General features: G+C 66.0%; 13 protein-coding genes and 1 tRNA gene. 8 read left to right on the forward strand and 6 right to left on the reverse strand.

Translation table 11 applies throughout. The features are described from left to right. Positions 1 to 28 precede the first annotated feature (28 nt). Positions 29 to 2,425, reverse strand: a complete 2,397-nt coding sequence (locus QM569_RS09575; protein WP_414987003.1) for a UvrD-helicase domain-containing protein — start codon at positions 2,423 to 2,425, stop codon at positions 29 to 31. 162 nt (positions 2,426 to 2,587) lie between these two features. Here QM569_RS09575 and QM569_RS09580 point away from each other — a divergent pair, with 162 nt between their 5' ends. Further along, positions 2,588 to 3,565: a GMP reductase gene (locus QM569_RS09580; RefSeq protein ID WP_414987004.1), complete on the forward strand. Its 978-nt coding sequence runs from the start codon at positions 2,588 to 2,590 to the stop codon at positions 3,563 to 3,565. Positions 3,566 to 3,568: 3 nt separating this feature from the next. Here QM569_RS09580 and QM569_RS09585 read toward each other — a convergent pair whose 3' ends face one another. Next, positions 3,569 to 4,453, reverse strand: coding sequence for an alpha/beta hydrolase (locus tag QM569_RS09585; protein ID WP_414987025.1), 885 nt, complete (start codon positions 4,451 to 4,453; stop codon positions 3,569 to 3,571). Positions 4,454 to 4,557: 104 nt separating this feature from the next. On the opposite strand from QM569_RS09585, the gene QM569_RS09590 reads away from it, so the two are divergent. The 3 genes from QM569_RS09590 to QM569_RS09600 all read left to right on the forward strand — a co-directional run bounded on the left by QM569_RS09590 (position 4,558) and on the right by QM569_RS09600 (position 6,890). Then, entirely contained in the window at positions 4,558 to 5,460 is a 903-nt protein-coding gene (locus QM569_RS09590) for an NAD(P)-dependent oxidoreductase (protein ID WP_414987026.1), read from the forward strand. 73 nt (positions 5,461 to 5,533) lie between these two features. Further along, positions 5,534 to 5,609: transfer RNA gene (locus QM569_RS09595), tRNA-Lys, on the forward strand. 63 nt (positions 5,610 to 5,672) lie between these two features. Continuing rightward, positions 5,673 to 6,890 carry a multidrug effflux MFS transporter gene (locus tag QM569_RS09600; protein ID WP_414987005.1) on the forward strand — a complete coding sequence of 406 codons (1,218 nt, stop codon included), beginning with the start codon at positions 5,673 to 5,675 and terminating at the stop codon, positions 6,888 to 6,890. A 15-nt stretch (positions 6,891 to 6,905) separates the two neighbouring features. Here QM569_RS09600 and QM569_RS09605 read toward each other — a convergent pair whose 3' ends face one another. The 3 genes from QM569_RS09605 to orn all read right to left on the reverse strand — a co-directional run bounded on the left by QM569_RS09605 (position 6,906) and on the right by orn (position 10,965). Continuing rightward, positions 6,906 to 8,402, reverse strand: coding sequence for a diguanylate cyclase domain-containing protein (locus QM569_RS09605; protein WP_414987006.1), 1,497 nt, complete (start codon positions 8,400 to 8,402; stop codon positions 6,906 to 6,908). A 63-nt stretch (positions 8,403 to 8,465) separates the two neighbouring features. Continuing rightward, positions 8,466 to 10,157: a DEAD/DEAH box helicase gene (locus QM569_RS09610; protein WP_414987007.1), complete on the reverse strand. Its 1,692-nt coding sequence runs from the start codon at positions 10,155 to 10,157 to the stop codon at positions 8,466 to 8,468. Between the two features lie 241 nt (positions 10,158 to 10,398). Continuing rightward, positions 10,399 to 10,965, reverse strand: a complete 567-nt coding sequence (gene orn, locus QM569_RS09615) for an oligoribonuclease (RefSeq protein ID WP_414987008.1) — start codon at positions 10,963 to 10,965, stop codon at positions 10,399 to 10,401. Positions 10,966 to 11,002: 37 nt separating this feature from the next. Between orn and QM569_RS09620 the strand changes: the two genes are divergently transcribed. The 4 genes from QM569_RS09620 to QM569_RS09635 are packed head-to-tail and all read left to right on the forward strand — an operon-like array spanning position 11,003 to position 13,997. Further along, positions 11,003 to 12,283, forward strand: coding sequence for a M48 family metallopeptidase (locus QM569_RS09620; RefSeq protein ID WP_414987009.1), 1,281 nt, complete (start codon positions 11,003 to 11,005; stop codon positions 12,281 to 12,283). Then, entirely contained in the window at positions 12,280 to 12,618 is a 339-nt protein-coding gene (locus QM569_RS09625; protein WP_414987010.1) for a 4a-hydroxytetrahydrobiopterin dehydratase, read from the forward strand. Before QM569_RS09620 ends, QM569_RS09625 begins: the two co-directional genes overlap by 4 nt. Continuing rightward, positions 12,618 to 13,547 carry a ribosome small subunit-dependent GTPase A gene (gene rsgA / locus QM569_RS09630; protein ID WP_414987011.1) on the forward strand — a complete coding sequence of 310 codons (930 nt, stop codon included), beginning with the start codon at positions 12,618 to 12,620 and terminating at the stop codon, positions 13,545 to 13,547. The genes QM569_RS09625 and rsgA overlap by 1 nt, the downstream gene beginning before the upstream one ends. A 27-nt stretch (positions 13,548 to 13,574) precedes the next feature. Next, complete coding sequence (locus tag QM569_RS09635) at positions 13,575 to 13,997, forward strand: VOC family protein (protein WP_414987012.1); 423 nt, start codon at positions 13,575 to 13,577, stop codon at positions 13,995 to 13,997. A 75-nt stretch (positions 13,998 to 14,072) separates the two neighbouring features. Here QM569_RS09635 and QM569_RS09640 read toward each other — a convergent pair. Further along, positions 14,073 to 15,012 (reverse strand): IS630 family transposase gene (locus QM569_RS09640; RefSeq protein WP_414987013.1). Its coding sequence is split into 2 segments (ribosomal slippage): positions 14,073 to 14,681 and positions 14,683 to 15,012, totalling 939 coding nucleotides; the frame shifts between segments, so codons are not numbered across the junction. Positions 15,013 to 15,229: the final 217 nt, after the last annotated feature.

Below are 15,229 nucleotides of genomic sequence, written 5' to 3' on the forward strand. Positions count from 1 at the left end.
ACTTGCACGCCGCCGCGTGCTGCTGGCCCTACTCCACCACCGTCAGCTTGGCCACCGACAGCGCCAGCCACTTGGTGCCGTGGCGCGGAAAGTTGACCTGCGCACGCGCGTCGTCGCCCGTGCCTTCGATCGCCAGCACCTTGCCCTCGCCGAACTTGGTGTGGAAGACCGCGAGGCCCACGCGCAGGCCGTGCGCAGGTTCGGCCTTCTGCACGGGCACGGGCGGGCTGGCGAAGGTTTCGGGTTTGTTATAGCCAAATGAGCCTCTAGCGCCCGCCCCGTAAGCGCTACCAGCTCCGAAACCAGGAGCAAAAGAGCCAAAACCAGGCTGCTTGGGCGTGATCCATTTGAGCGCCGCCTCGGGCAGTTCGTCGAAGAAGCGGCTCTTGATGTTGTAGCGCGTCTGGCCGTGCAGCAAGCGGGTCTGCGAATGGCTCAGGTACAGGCGCTTGCGGGCGCGGGTGATGGCGACGTACATCAGGCGGCGCTCTTCTTCCAGGCCGCCCTGGTCGCTGGCGGCGTTCTCGTGCGGGAACAGGCCCTCTTCCATGCCGCCGATGAACACGCAGTCGAACTCCAGGCCCTTGCTGGCGTGGACGGTCATCAGCTGCACGGCGTCCTGCCCGGCCTGGGCCTGGTTGTCGCCTGCCTCCAGCGCGGCGTGGGTGAGGAAGGCGGCCAGCGGCGACAGGGTTTCGCCGGTGTCGGCGTCCACGATGCCGGGCGCGGTGGCGGGCGCATGCGGGTCGAGGCCCTGGCTCACGGGGCTTTGCGTCAGCACAGCCGCGCCGTGCTCGTCCAGCGGCAGCGCCACGGCGTCCTTGCCGAAGCCTTCTTGCGTGACGAAGCTCTCGGCCGCGTTGACGAGTTCTTCCAGGTTTTCGATGCGGTCGGCACCTTCTTTTTCGGTGCGGTAGTGATCGACCAGGCCGGACGATTGCAGCATCTGCTCGATGATGCCGCGCAGGTTTAGCCCCTCGGTCTGTTCGCGCAGCACGTCGATCATGGCGACGAAGGCGCTCAGGTTGGCGCCCGCCTTGCCAGGCACGGTGCTGACGGCGTCGTGCAGCGAGCAGCCAGCGCCCCGCGCCGCGTCCTGCAGCACCTCGATGCTGCGCGCGCCGATGCCGCGCGGCGGGAAGTTGACCACGCGCAGAAAGCTGGTGTCGTCGTGCGGGTTCTCCAACAGGCGCAGGTAGGCCAGCGCGTGCTTGATTTCGGCGCGCTCGAAGAAGCGCAGGCCGCCATAGACGCGGTAGGGCACTGACGCATTGAAGAGCTGCGATTCGATGACGCGGCTTTGGGCGTTGCTGCGGTAGAGCACGGCGATCTCGCGGCGCTCGTAGCCGTCGTTCTTCACCAGTTGCTTGATCTCGTCCACCATCCACTGCGCTTCGGCGATGTCGGAGCTGGCCTCATAGACGCGCACGGGCTCGCCGGGGCCTTGGCTCGTGCGCAGGTTCTTGCCCAGGCGGCGGCTGTTGTGGCTGATGAGGGCGTTGGCGCTGTCCAGGATGTTGCTGTAGCTGCGGTAGTTCTGCTCCAGCTTGATCTGCTGCGTGACGCCGAATTCGCGCACGAAGTCCTGCATGTTGCCCACGCGCGCGCCGCGAAAGGCGTAGATGCTCTGGTCGTCGTCGCCCACGGCGATGACGCTGCCGCGCGCTTCATACCGGCCATCGACCTCGTTGCCCGCCAATGTTTTCAGCCACAGGTATTGCAGCCTGTTGGTGTCCTGGAACTCGTCCACCAGGATGTGGGCGAAGCGGCGCTGGTAGTGCGCGCGGATGGGGTCGTTGCCCTGCAGCAGCTCGTAAGAGCGCAGCATGAGTTCGCCGAAGTCCACCACGCCCTCGCGCTGGCATTGGTCTTCGTACAGCTGGTAGATCTCGACCTTGCGACGACTGTCGCTGTCGTGCGTGGGTACGTCGCCGGGGCGCATGCCCTCTTCCTTGCAGTGGGCGATGAAGTAGGCAAGCTGCTTGGGGGGAAAGCGCTCCTCGTCCACGTTGTGCTGCTTGCACAGGCGCTTGATGGCGGAGAGCTGGTCTTGCGTGTCCAGAATCTGGAACGCCTGCGGCAGCCCCGCCGCCTTGTGGTGCGCGCGCAGCAGGCGGTTGCACAGGCCGTGGAAGGTGCCGATCCACATGCCGCGCACGTTCACGGGCAGCATGGCCGTGAGGCGCGCCACCATCTCCTTGGCGGCCTTGTTGGTAAAGGTGACGGCCAGGATGCCGCCGGGCGTGGCATAGCCGTTTTGCAGCAGCCAGGCGATGCGCGTGGTGAGCACGCGGGTCTTGCCCGAGCCCGCACCCGCCAGGATGAGCGCGTGGCCTGCGGGCAGGGTGACGGCGGCCAGTTGTTCGGGGTTCAGGTTTTGCAGCAGGGGGGAAGCAGCGGCTTCAAGGAGGTCGGGTGACGGCATCGCGCGATTGTAGAAAGCCGCCCCGGCGGTGCCGGTAGAATCAATCACCGGGCCCAAGTTTTCTTGGCCCGGTTTTTTTGTGCCCGAACAGCGGCATACGCAAGAACCGGCGGCCAGGCCAAGCGCTCATCCCTACCCCTTCCGCATGGAGCTTGGAATCTCATGGAAATCTTCGACTACGACAACATCCTGCTGCTGCCGCGCAAGTGCCGCGTGGAAAGCCGCTCTGAATGCGACGCCAGCGTGACCCTGGGCGCGCGCAGCTTCCGCCTGCCGGTGGTGCCCGCCAACATGAAGACGGTGGTGGACGAAAAAATCTGCGCCTGGATGGCGAAGAACGGCTACTTCTACGTGATGCACCGCTTCGACCTGGACAACGTGCAGTTCACCCGGGACATGCACGCGCAGGGCTGCTACGCCTCCATCTCGCTGGGCGTGAAGCAGCCCGACTACGACACGGTGGACCAACTGGTGGCAGAGGGCATCGCGCCCGAATACATCACCATCGACATCGCCCACGGCCATGCCGACAGCGTGAAGAACATGATCGGCTACCTGAAGGACAAGCTGCCCAGCGCCTTCGTCATCGCGGGCAACGTCGCCACGCCCGAGGCGGTGATCGACCTGGAGAACTGGGGCGCGGACGCGACCAAGGTGGGCGTGGGGCCGGGCAAGGTGTGCATCACCAAGCTCAAGACGGGCTTTGGCACGGGCGGCTGGCAGTTGTCGGCGCTGAAATGGTGCGCACGCGTCGCCACCAAGCCCATCATTGCCGACGGCGGCATCCGCAGCCATGGCGACATCGCCAAGAGCATCCGCTTTGGCGCGAGCATGGTCATGATCGGCTCGCTGTTCGCGGGGCATGAGGAATCGCCCGGCCAGACCGTCGAGGTGGACGGCGCCCGCTTCAAGGAGTACTACGGCTCGGCCAGCGACTTCAACAAGGGCGAGTACAAGCACGTGGAAGGCAAGCGCATCCTGGAGCCCATCAAGGGCCAGCTGGCCAACACGCTGATCGAGATGGAGCAGGACGTGCAAAGCTCCATCAGCTACGCGGGCGGCAAGAAGCTCATGGACATCCGCAAGGTGAACTACGTGATCCTGGGCGGAGACAACGCAGGCGAGCACTTGCTCATGTAAGCCTCACAGGGCCCTGAGCAGGTTCAGGGCCATGTGGTGCAGCTCGTGCCCCTGCTTGGCAAAGGCATCGACGATGCTGAAATGGTGCAGCCCCGGCAGCACCTGGCTGCGCGGCACGCGGGCGCTGCCCCAGGCGTCCTGCATCAACTGGTTCTGGCGGATGAACTCGGGGCTTTCATCACTGCCCACGGCGCAGTACAGCATGCCGCGCTCCGGTGCAGGCAGCCGCGCCGGGCTGGCCTGCAGCACCTGCTGATCGGTCAGGCGCAGCGTCTCCTGGTAGAGCGGCGTGTACATCACCGGCTCCAGGTCGTGCAGGCCCGAGATGGACAGCGCGTTGCGCACCAGCCCGTCGGGCAGTTCCGCGCCGATCAGCGGCCACACGCTGGTCAGCAGCATGGCCGCCAGTTGCCCGCCCGCCGAATGCCCGGCCACGGTGATGCGCCGCCGGTCGCCGCCATGGTCGCCAATGTGCCGCCACACCCAGGCCAGCGCGTGCTCCATCTGCCGCACGATGTGCGGGACGGTGACAGGCGCATCGGGCGTGCCCGGGCACAGCGCGTAGTTGACCACCACCACGCAAAAGCCCGCCAGCGTGAAGGGCGGCGCGATGAACGAGTGGTCGGACTTGTCGAGCGAGCGCCAGTAGCCGCCGTGGATGAACACCAGCACCGGCACGCGGTCTTCGCGCGGCCGCACGGGCGGGAAGATGTCCAGCACCTCGCCCGGCCCGTCGCCATAGGCCAGGTCGATGGAGCAGGCCATGTTGGCGCGCACCTGGGCCGAATCGGCGGCCCAGCGCTGCAGGTAGTCCATGTGGTCGGGCACCAGGGCGCGGTTGTTGTACATGCGCTCCAGCCAGGCGGGGTCGTGCAGGGGCAGGCTCATGGAAACGTCTCCTTCCTTCTCGGGCTGCGGCATCATCTTGCCAATCGGGTCGCGCCGCAAGCTCTGCGACAGGATGGCCCAGGAAAGAAACACAGATGGATTCCATGAACGACGCCATGACCACCGCCACCCCGCCGCTTCGCATCGCCGTCCTGGGCATCGGCATGATGGGCCGCCCCATGGCCCGCCGCCTGCGCGAAGCAGGCCACGAGGTGCATGCCTGGAACCGCACCCGCGCCAAGGCCAAGGCCCTGGCGGAATTCGGCATCGCCATCCACGACACGCCCGCCGACGCCGTGCGCCACGCCGACGTGGCCGTGAGCCTGCTGGAGAACGGCCCAGTGGTCGGCCAGGTGCTGTTCGACGCGGGCGCCGCACAGGCCATGCAGCCGGGCGCGCTGTTCATCGACATGGCGTCCATCCAGCCCCGCGAGGCGCGCGACCACGCGGCGCGGCTGGGCGCGCTGGGCATCGCCCACCTGGACGCGCCCGTCTCCGGCGGCACCGTGGGCGCGGAAAACGGCACGCTGGCCATCATGGCGGGCGGGCAGGCCGAGGACTTTGCCCGCGCGCAGCCCGTATTCGCCGCCCTCGGGCGCGCCACGCACGTGGGGCCGCACGGCGCGGGGCAGTTGGCCAAGCTCGCCAACCAGATGATCGTGGGCATCACCATCGGCGCGGTGGCCGAGGCCCTGCTGCTGGCCGCCAAGGGCGGCGCGGACATGGCGAAGGTGCGCGAGGCCATTGGCGGCGGCTTTGCCGACAGCCGCATCCTGCAACTGCACGGTCAGCGCATGGTGGAGCGCGACTTCGCGCCCCGGGGCCGCATGGCGGTGCAGCTCAAGGACATGCGCAACGCCCTCGCCACGGCGGGCGAAATCGGCTTCGACGCGCCCATCACAGCGCTGTTCGAGAGCCTGTACGCCAGCGGCGTGGCGCATGGCCTGGGCGAGCTGGACCACAGCGGCCTGTTCGTCGAACTCGCCCGTCGCAACGCCATGCAATAATTTGGGGCGCCAGTTGCCAAGCGGCAAAAAACTGGTGCATAATGCGAGGCTCTGCGGCAACGCAGACTAGTTTGGGTTCTTAGCTCAGTTGGTAGAGCAGCGGACTCTTAATCCGTAGGTCGAGTGTTCGAGTCACTCAGGACCCACCAAACACCCGATAAGCCCCGGTATCCCGCAGATACCGGGGCTTTTTCTCTTTCCTGCCTGACGACATGAACCCCAACGCCCACACGCTCTGGCGCGCTCCCCAATGGGCGCTGGCCGTTTTGCTTGCCGTGCTGGGCATGCTGGGGCCGTTCTCCATCGACACCTACATTCCGGCCTTCACCGGCATCGCCCAGGCGCTGGATGCGACGCCGCTGCAGATGCAGCAGACGCTGTCGGCCTATCTGTTCGGCTTTGCGTTCATGAACCTGTTTCACGGCGCGCTGGCCGACAGCTTCGGGCGGCGGCCCGTGGTGCTGTGGGGCATTGCGATGTTTGCGCTGGCCTCGGCGGGCTGCGCGCTGTCGCAGAGCATCGGCCAGTTCATCCTGTTCCGGGCGCTGCAGGGGTTTTCGACCGGCGCGGGCATCGTGGTGTCGCGGGCGGTCATCCGCGACATGTTTCCGCCTGCCCGCGCGCAGCAGGTGATGAGCCAGGTGACGATCTACTTCGGCGTCGCCCCGGCCATCGCGCCCATCGTGGGCGGCTGGCTGTACGAGTACGCGGGCTGGCACAGCATCTTCTGGGTTCTGACGGCGGTCGGCGTGGTGCTGTGGGTGGCCAATTTCAAGCTGCTGCCCGAGACGCTGCACGCCGACCTGCGCCAGCCCTTCAACGTGCCGCACCTGATGCGCGGCTACTGGCAGTTGGGCTCCAGCCCGCGCTTCGTGCTGCTGGCGCTGGCTAGCGGCGTTCCGTTCAACGGCATGTTTTTGTACGTGCTGTCGGCGCCCACGTTCCTGGGCGAGCACCTGGGGCTGGCGCCCACGCAGTTCTTCTGGCTCTTCGTGCTCACCATCGCCGGCATCATGGGCGGCGCGTGGCTCAGTGGCCGCCTGGCGGGCCGCATTCCGCCCAAGCGGCAGATACGCCACGGCTTCGTCATCATGTCCGCCATGGTGGTGCTCAACCTCGCGGCCAACCTGCTGTTCACGGCGCACGCGGCCTGGGCGCTGCTGCCGCTGGCTGTGTTCGCCTTCGGCTGGGCGCTGATGGTGCCCGTGGTCACGCTGCTGGTGCTGGACCTGCACCCCGAGCGGCGCGGCATGGCCTCGTCCATGCAGGCTTTCGTGGGCTCCACGGCCAACGGGCTGGTGGCGGGGGTCATCGCGCCGCTGGTCATGCATTCCACCGTGCTGCTGGCGCTGGCGTCGCTGCTGATGACGGCCGTGGGCATGGTGGCCTGGGTGTACCTGCACCACCGCTGGCCCGAGATCGGGCGCTGAGCTGCGGTCGCGCCCTCAGTCCGGGTGCTGCCGCCGGTTCAGACCCCTGTCCTGGTAGTAGCGCACCTTCTCGGCGTACATGAGCTGGTCGGCGCGGTGGATGGTCGCATCCACCATGTCGCCCGAGCTGCATGAGCCAACGCCCATCGCCAAGGTGATCGGCTGGCCCGGGTAGAACTGGTTGTTCAGGTCCAGCATGGACAGGATGCGCTCCTGCAGCGCCAGCGCGCTGCGCTCGTCCATGCCGGGAAGCAGCACGGCGAACTCGTCGCCGCCGATGCGGGCGGCACAGGCGGGCGCGTCCACGGCCTTCGCCAGCACTTCGCCCAGGCGCCGCAGCATCGAGTCGCCCGCCGCGTGGCCATGCTCGTCGTTCACGGCCTTGAGGCCGTTCATGTCGATCACGATGACCGACAGCGGCCACGGCCCCTTGCGCTTGATGCGGTTGAGTTCCTCGACGTAGAAGGCGCGGTTGCGCAGCTGGGTCAGCACGTCGTGCTTGCCCAGGTATTCGAGGTAGGCCTCGGCCTTCTTGCGCGCCGTGATGTCCACCAGCGACAGCAGCACCAGTCCCCAGTCGGCCAGGTGGTCTGCCAGCACCGCGAACTGCATGTGGATGTGTACCGTGTCGCCCGTCAGCGAATAGTTGACCACCTCGCGCTGCTGGACGGTCTTGCCGTCCCACAGGTCGATCAGTTGCTCGGCGAAGGACTCGTGCATCTCGCCCCGGAACACGCGACCGATGTTGTTCAGCAGCGTTGCCTTGCTGTCCGCGCCGAACATGCGCAGCGTCTGCTGGTTCACGTCGATGACGCGGATCTCCTGCATGCAGCGCGTGACGAACTCCGGGTGTACGGCCAGGAAGGTCTTGAAGTCCTCGATGCCCTGGGCGCGCAGGCCGTCCAGCAGGCTCTTGACGGCGCTGAAGTCCTCGACCCACAGGGACACGGGCGAGTGCTCGAACAGGCCCCGGGCGTATTGCTCGCTGCGCTGCAACTGGCGGGCGGCGCGCACCTGGGCCGTGATGTCTTCCAGCGACAGCAGCACGCGGCTCCAGTCGCCCTCGTGCCCGGGCAGGATGCGCGCGCGGATCTGCACGTCCAGGCGGCGCCCGTCCAGCGCGTAGTTGACCGTCTGGTTGGAGAACTCCAGCTGGCCCGACCAGAGCTGCCACAGCTCATGGGCCGACGTGCTGTGCATGTCGTCGCGGAACACCTTGTCCAGGTTGCTCTCCAGCGCCTGCTGGCTTTCAGCGGCGAACAGGTCGAGCGTGCGGCGGTTGACCTTGAGCACCTTGAGCGCCGCGCTGCACTGGCGCAGCCGGTCGGGGTCTTGCGCCAGGTGGGCGCGGATGTCCGTCACGCCGTCGGCACGCCAGCGGTCGAACAACTGCTTGAGCGCGCTGAAGTCTTCGAGCCAAAGCGAAACGGGCGCCAGGTCGAACATGTGCTCGAACTCAGCGCCCGTGGGCAGAGAAGAAGACGGTGACAATGACACGGCAGATTCCCCCATCGCTTCTGAAATGATAGCTGCCAGCGCTTGTCCAGCAAGCGCTAGCGGCCTAAAAGGCTTATATCATCGCACAGTGCGCTTGCGGGCGTCGTGGGGCGTGAAGTGCTTGCCGCCGCCTGCGGGCTTGGCAAAGCCCGGCTTGCGCGGGGCGAAGTCGCCGCGCGGCGCGTCGCCAAAGCGGGGCGCGTCGCCAAAGCCGGGCTTGCGGCCATAGCCGTCGCCGTCACGGCGGGGCGCAGCGCCACGGCTGTCACGGCCCGCGAAGCCGCCGCCGAAGCCGCCACGCCCCGTGCCAGGGCGGCGGTCGCGCGAGGGGCCTTCGCGGTCGCCACGGCCTGCAAAGCCGCCACGGGGCGCCTGCGGCGGGCGCTGCACGGGTTCCATGCCGGGGATGACCTCGGCCTTGAACTGCTGGCGGCTGTAGCCCTCGATGTCGAAGATCTTGCGGCGGTCGCGGAACTCGGCAAACGTGACGGCCAGGCCGTCGCGCCCGGCGCGGCCCGTGCGACCGATGCGGTGCGTGTAGTCCTCGGCCTTCATGGGCAGGCCGAAGTTGAACACGTGGGTGATGGTGGGCACGTCGATGCCGCGCGCGGCCACGTCGGTGGCGACGAGGATCTGCACCTGGCCGTTGCGCAGCGCCATCAGGCGGCGGTTGCGCAGGCCCTGGCTCAGCGCGCCGTGCAGGGCGACGGCGCTGAAGCCGTCCTGCTGCAGGTCGTTGGCGAGGCCGTCGCATTCCACCTGGGTGCTGGCGAAGACGATGGCCTGGTTGATGCCGGTGTCGCGCAGCCAGTGGTCGAGCAGCTTGCGCTTGTGCTGGGCGTTGTCGGCCCAGTGCAGGATCTGCTTGATGTTGGCGTGCTTTTCTTGCGGCGAGTCGATCGTCACCTTCTGCACCGATGCGCCGCCGTCGTGCATCACGCGCATGGCGAGTTGCTGGATGCGCGGCGCGAAGGTGGCGCTGAACATCATGGTCTGCTTGCGCTGGGCGGTGAGCTGGTTGATCTCGGCCAGGTCGTCGGAGAAGCCCAGGTCGAGCATGCGGTCGGCCTCGTCCACCACCAGGAACTGCACCTTGTCGAGCTTGATCTGCATGGAACGCTGCAGGTCCAGCAGGCGGCCCGGCGTGGCAACCACCAGGTTGGCGTTTTGCAGCTTGGCGATCTGCAACTGGTAGGGCATGCCGCCCACCACGTTGGCGATGCGCAGGCCACGGCAGTGCTTGACGAGGTCGATGGCATCGTGCGCCACCTGCTGCGCCAGTTCGCGCGTGGGGCACAGGATCAGCGCGCCGGGCACTGCGGCCTTGAAGTTGCGCGCGTTGGTGGGGTCCTTGCGCTTGGGGCGCTTGGGCGCTGCCTCGCCGCGTGCAGCGGCTTCTGCGGCGGCGCGCTCGAAGGCGGCGCGTTCTTCGGCTTCTGCCGCTGCCTGCTGCTGGATCAGCGTGTGCAGCACGGGCAGCAGGAAGGCGGCGGTCTTGCCGCTGCCGGTCTGGCTGGAGACCATGAGGTCGATGAACTTGCCAGCATCGCTACCGCTAACCATGGCGAGCGGAATGGCCTTGCGCTGCACGGCGGTGGGCTGGGTATAGCCCAGGTCGGCCACGGCCTGCACCAGGGGGGCTGCCAGGCCCAGTTCGATGAAGCCATTCGGCTCGGGCGTGGCGGCTTCGGCAACGGAAGCGTCCACGGCGGGGACAAAAGAAGTTTCGGCAGGCGCGAAGTCGCCCTGCACCAGTGCGGTGTCGGTCATGAATTTTTTTCTCTCGCGGAGACGATCGCGGGCGCTGCCTGCGATGGGCTTCCGTTCATGGTTAAAAAACATCAACCATCAAACGAAACCTGCGGGGGCGCTGAGTAAGGCCGGTGCGGGTGGGCGTTGTTCGCCAGCTTGGGGGGCTGGCAGCCCGGTGTGTGAGGGGAGATGCACAAATTGCGCGGCGGTGTTTCCACGCAAGCCCGCAATTATGGCACGCTACGGGTTTTCCCGCAAATTACACGTTCAGCAGGTGCGTGCGGTAGTGCGCCAGTTCGTCGATGGATTCGTGTACGTCCGCCAGCGCCGTGTGCTTTTGCGCCTTCTTGAAGCTGGTGTACGCCTCGGGCTTCCAGCGCTTGGCCAGTTCCTTCAGCGTGCTCACATCGACATTGCGGTAGTGGAAGAACGCCTCCAGCTTGGGCATGTAGCGCACAAGAAAGCGCCTGTCCTGCCCGATGCTGTTGCCGCACATGGGCGCGACGCCCTTGGGTACGTATTGCTTCAAGAAGTCGATGAGGGCCTGCTCGGCCTCGGCCTCGGTCACCGTCGATGCCTTCACCTTGTCGATGAGGCCGCTGCGCCCGTGCGTACCCTTGTTCCAGGCGTCCATGCCGTTGAGCAGGGCGTCGGACTGGTGGATCACGAACACCGGGCCTTCCACGCGCACCGCCAGGTCGGGGCTGGTGACGACCACGGCGATCTCCAGCAGGCGGTCGGTGTCGGGCTCCAGGCCGGTCATTTCACAGTCGAGCCAGACGAAGTTCTGGTCGGATTTGGCAAGGGTGGGAGTGTTATCAGACATGGGGGGATTTTCGCCGATGGCCTAAACTCGTCGGCCCATGCTCTCCGCTTCCCTACTTCTTACCTACGCCTTTGCTGCGGCGCTGGTCGCGGGCCTGATGCTGCGCCTGTGGCTCGCTTCGCGCCAAATCCGCCACGTGGCACGCCACCGCAGCGCGGTGCCCGCGCCGTTCGCTGACCGCATCCCCCTGGCGGCGCACAAGAAGGCCGCCGACTACACCATCGCCAAGGCCCGCCTGGGCCTCATCGACACGGCCCTGGGTGCCGCCGTGTTGCTGGGCTGGACGCTGCTGGGCGGGCTGGACGCGCTCAACCAGGCGCTATTGGACTGGCTGGGCGGCGGCATGGTGCAGCAATTGGCGCTGCTGGCGGCCTTTGTGGCGATTGGCGGGCTGATCGACCTGCCCCTGTCGCTGTACCAAACCTTCGTGCTCGAAGAACGCTTCGGCTTCAACAAGATGACCTGGCGGCTGTGGCTGGCCGATGCCGTCAAGGGCCTGCTGCTGGCTGCGGCCATCGGCCTGCCCGTCGCCGCGCTCATCCTGTGGCTGATGGGTGCCACCGGCCCGCTGTGGTGGCTGTGGGCCTGGGGGTTCTGGATGGGCTTCAACCTGCTGCTGATGGTGATCTACCCCAGCTTCATCGCGCCGCTGTTCAACAAGTTCCAGCCGCTCGAAGACGAATCGCTCAAGGCCCGCGTCACCGCGCTGATGCAGCGCTGCGGCTTTTCGGCCAAGGGCCTGTTCGTGATGGACGGCAGCCGCCGCAGCGCGCATGCCAATGCCTACTTCACGGGCTTCGGCGCGGCCAAGCGCGTGGTGTTCTACGACACGCTGCTGCGCCAGCTCGCGCCCGGCGAGGTCGAGGCCGTGCTGGCCCACGAGTTGGGCCACTTCAAGCACCGCCACATCGTGCAGCGCGTGGTGATGATGTTCGCCTTCTCGCTCGCGGGCTTCGCGCTGCTGGGCTGGCTGTCCACACAGGGCTGGTTCTACACGGGCCTGGGCGTCATCCCCAACCTGTCGCTCGAAGGCTCCGCGCCCAACGACGCACTGGCGCTGCTGCTGTTCATGCTGGCCGTGCCCGTGTGTACGTTCTTCATCTCGCCGCTGTTCTCGCAGCTCTCGCGCCGCCACGAGTTCCAGGCCGACGCCTACGCCGTGGCCCAGGCCAGCGGGGCCGACCTGTCGTCCGCGCTGCTCAAGCTGTACGAGGACAATGCGTCCACCCTCACGCCCGACCCCGTGTACGTGAAGTTCTACTACTCGCACCCGCCCGCCACCGAGCGGCTGGCCCGCATGCAACCCACCGCACCATGACAACCACCATGCTCAAGAAAAAAGACTGGTCAGCGCTTACCCGGCGGGCGCTGACAGCTACTGAAATCGTAGCAAACCTGGCCAAGCTGGATGGCTGGAGCCTGAGCGGCGACGGTGCCAACGTGGCCATCGAGAAGACCTACCGCTTCGCCAACTACTACGAAACCATCTCCTTCGTGAACGCGCTGGCCTTCATCGCCAACGCGCAGGACCACCACCCCGACCTGTCCGTCCACTACAACCGCTGCGTCGTGCGCCTGAACACGCACGACGTAAACGGCATCTCCGCCACCGACTTCGAGTGCGCGGCGCAGTTCGACGCATTGGTGGCCTGATGGAAGGCTTGGTGGTCGCCAGCCACGGCCGCCACTGCGTGGTGGAGACGCCCGATGGCGAGCGCCGCATCTGCCACCCGCGCGGCAAGAAAAGCCAGGCCGTCGTGGGCGACCGCGTGCTGTGGCAACCCACGCAGGACGAGGGCACGATCGAGAAGGTGCTGCCGCGCCGCAACCTGTTCTACCGCCAGGACGACATCCGCACCAAGTCCTTCGCCGCCAACATCGACCAGGTGCTCATCCTCATCGCCGCCGAGCCGGTGTTCTCCGAAAGCCAGCTCGCCCGGGCCCTCATCGCCGCCGAGGCCGAGGGCATCACGCCGCTGATCGGACTCAACAAAAGCGACCTCACCGAACCCTTCGCCCGCGCCTGGCAGCGCCTGCTGCCCTACCGCCACATGGCGGGCAGCAGCGGGCCAGACAGCCGCCATTACGGCGTGCTGCCGCTGTCGCTGGCCGAATCGGGCGAGGTGGACCGCACCGCGCTGCTGCAGCACCTGCACGGCAAGGCCACGCTGGTGCTCGGCCCCTCGGGCGCGGGCAAGAGCACGCTCATCAACCTGCTGGTGCCCGGTGCCACGGCGCAGACGGGCGAAATCTCGCAGGCCCTGAACTCCGGCAAGCACACCACCACCAGCACCGCGTGGTACTGGGTGGACGCGGCGCGCACCACCGCGCTCATCGACTCGCCGGGCTTCCAGGAATTCGGCCTGCGCCACCTCGCGCCCGCCGACCTGGCGCGCTGCATGCCCGACATCGGCGCGCACGCGGGGGAATGCAAGTTCTACAACTGCACACACCTGCACGAGCCGGGGTGTGCGGTTCAATTACAAGTGGAATCAGCCTCCAGCCCAGGAACGATCAGCGCCAGCCGCTACCGTGTCTATAGCGAATTGTTTGCGGAACTGAGTGAAGCACCGCGCTATTGAACAATTCACTTCAAGGAGCGTCATTGGATGAACCCGCGCATTACCGTCATCACCCTCGGCGTGGACGACCTTGAAGCCGCATTGCGCTTCTACCGGAATGGACTGGGCTTTTCCACCGAGGGCATCGTGGGCCAGGAGTTCACGCATGGGGCTGTCGTGTTCATTGACCTGCAACCCGGCTTGCGCCTGGCGCTGTGGCCGCGCAAGAGCATCGCGCATGACACGGGGCTGCCCGCAGGTATCGGCAACCCCACCGAAATGACCCTGGGCCACAACGTAGCGTCGAAAGCCGAGGTGGACGCCGCCATGGCGCTGGCCCGCTCAGCGGGCGCCACCATCGTCAAGCCAGCGCACGACACGTTCTGGGGCGGCTACGCGGGCTATTTCCAAGACCCGGACGGGCATCTCTGGGAGGTTGCCTGGAATCCGCATTGGGCTGCGAACTCCTGATTTGATAGCTGCTGGCGCTTGCTGGATAAGCGCCTAAGGCCGATTTGGCTTGAAGAAGATTAGAGCATTTTTGATTTATGTGCTGACATACCCAGCCGATGCGAAGTAGTTCGCGCACTCCTGGGGCGAGAACTGCTCGAGCAACTGGCCGATGTGCTCCCAAAGCGCATCGACGGTGCGCTTGCCCGCTTTGCGTAGCAGCGCCTTGAGCTTGGCAAACATCTTCTCGATCGGATTGAGATCGGGCGAGTACGGCGGCAGATACACGATGCTGGCGCCCCTGGCAGCAATGGCCTGGGCAACGCCAGTGACCTTGTGGCTGGCCAGGTTGTCGGCAATGACGATGTCTCCAGGGCTGAGCGTGGGGCACAGGAATTGGCGTACCCAGGCCAGGAACATCTGGCCGTCCATGGGGCCATCAATGACCAAGGGGGCTGTCACGCCGTCATGGCGCAAGCCAGCAACGAAGGTGGTGGTTTTCCAATGTCCATGCGGCACTGCCGCCACACAGCGCTGGCCGCGCCGAGCGCGACCATAGCGGCGTGTCATGTTCGTGCTGGTTGCCGTCTCATCCAGGAAGACCAGCCTTTGCGGCTGCAGGCTGGCCTGCGTGGCTCGCCACTGCTGGCGCGCCTGCTGCACGTCGGGCCGATCTTGCTCGCTGGCGTGCAGCGTTTTTTTTAAAGCTCAACCCCCACTTGTCCAACTGGTGCCACAGCGCCGCCGCCTTGATCTCGATCCCTTGCCCAGCCAGCCGCTCGCACAGTTGCGCCAGCGTCAAATCCGGCTCCAGCATCAACCACTTCATCAGCGTCGCTTGCATATCGGCAACCCTTGAGCGACGGTAGCCCCCGACCTGATGGCTGGTGCGCTCGCCTGTGGTTTGCAGCCGCTTGCGCACTTGGTACACCCACATGCGGCTGACTTCATACCTGCGCGCTATCTCTGTCGGACGATCTCCACGCTCGATCGCCCGTAATACCCGCTCTCGCAAATCTGGGGAATACGCCTGCATTTGTGGGCCTCCTGCTCGGAGGGGGCATCATACAGATCGTAAATAATTAAATCAAAAATGCCCTAGTGCATCATTTGAATGCAAAAATTAATCTTCATTGATTTCTACCCCAGATAACATGGAGTGCCAAGCCATTGAGATACCCCAAGATAGTCTTACCTTCTTAACTACGGATTCCACGGATGCCCTTGTTTTTGATGATTTGTATAGCCCTAGA

This window comes from Acidovorax sp. (assembly GCF_047607405.1).
Taxonomy (GTDB): Bacteria; Pseudomonadota; Gammaproteobacteria; order Burkholderiales; family Burkholderiaceae_C; genus Acidovorax.

What these genes read in the sequence shown, in the direction of transcription:
- QM569_RS09575 (WP_414987003.1), bottom strand. Translation starts at nt 2,425, where the DNA reads ATGCCGTCACCCGACCTCCTTGAAGCCGCTGCTTCCCCCCTGCTGCAA.
- QM569_RS09580 (WP_414987004.1), top strand. Translation starts at nt 2,588, where the DNA reads ATGGAAATCTTCGACTACGACAACATCCTGCTGCTGCCGCGCAAGTGC.
- QM569_RS09585 (WP_414987025.1), bottom strand. Translation starts at nt 4,453, where the DNA reads ATGAGCCTGCCCCTGCACGACCCCGCCTGGCTGGAGCGCATGTACAAC.
- QM569_RS09590 (WP_414987026.1), top strand. Translation starts at nt 4,558, where the DNA reads ATGAACGACGCCATGACCACCGCCACCCCGCCGCTTCGCATCGCCGTC.
- QM569_RS09600 (WP_414987005.1), top strand. Translation starts at nt 5,673, where the DNA reads ATGAACCCCAACGCCCACACGCTCTGGCGCGCTCCCCAATGGGCGCTG.
- QM569_RS09605 (WP_414987006.1), bottom strand. Translation starts at nt 8,402, where the DNA reads ATGGGGGAATCTGCCGTGTCATTGTCACCGTCTTCTTCTCTGCCCACG.
- QM569_RS09610 (WP_414987007.1), bottom strand. Translation starts at nt 10,157, where the DNA reads ATGACCGACACCGCACTGGTGCAGGGCGACTTCGCGCCTGCCGAAACT.
- orn (WP_414987008.1), bottom strand. Translation starts at nt 10,965, where the DNA reads ATGTCTGATAACACTCCCACCCTTGCCAAATCCGACCAGAACTTCGTC.
- QM569_RS09620 (WP_414987009.1), top strand. Translation starts at nt 11,003, where the DNA reads ATGCTCTCCGCTTCCCTACTTCTTACCTACGCCTTTGCTGCGGCGCTG.
- QM569_RS09625 (WP_414987010.1), top strand. Translation starts at nt 12,280, where the DNA reads ATGACAACCACCATGCTCAAGAAAAAAGACTGGTCAGCGCTTACCCGG.
- rsgA (WP_414987011.1), top strand. Translation starts at nt 12,618, where the DNA reads ATGGAAGGCTTGGTGGTCGCCAGCCACGGCCGCCACTGCGTGGTGGAG.
- QM569_RS09635 (WP_414987012.1), top strand. Translation starts at nt 13,575, where the DNA reads ATGAACCCGCGCATTACCGTCATCACCCTCGGCGTGGACGACCTTGAA.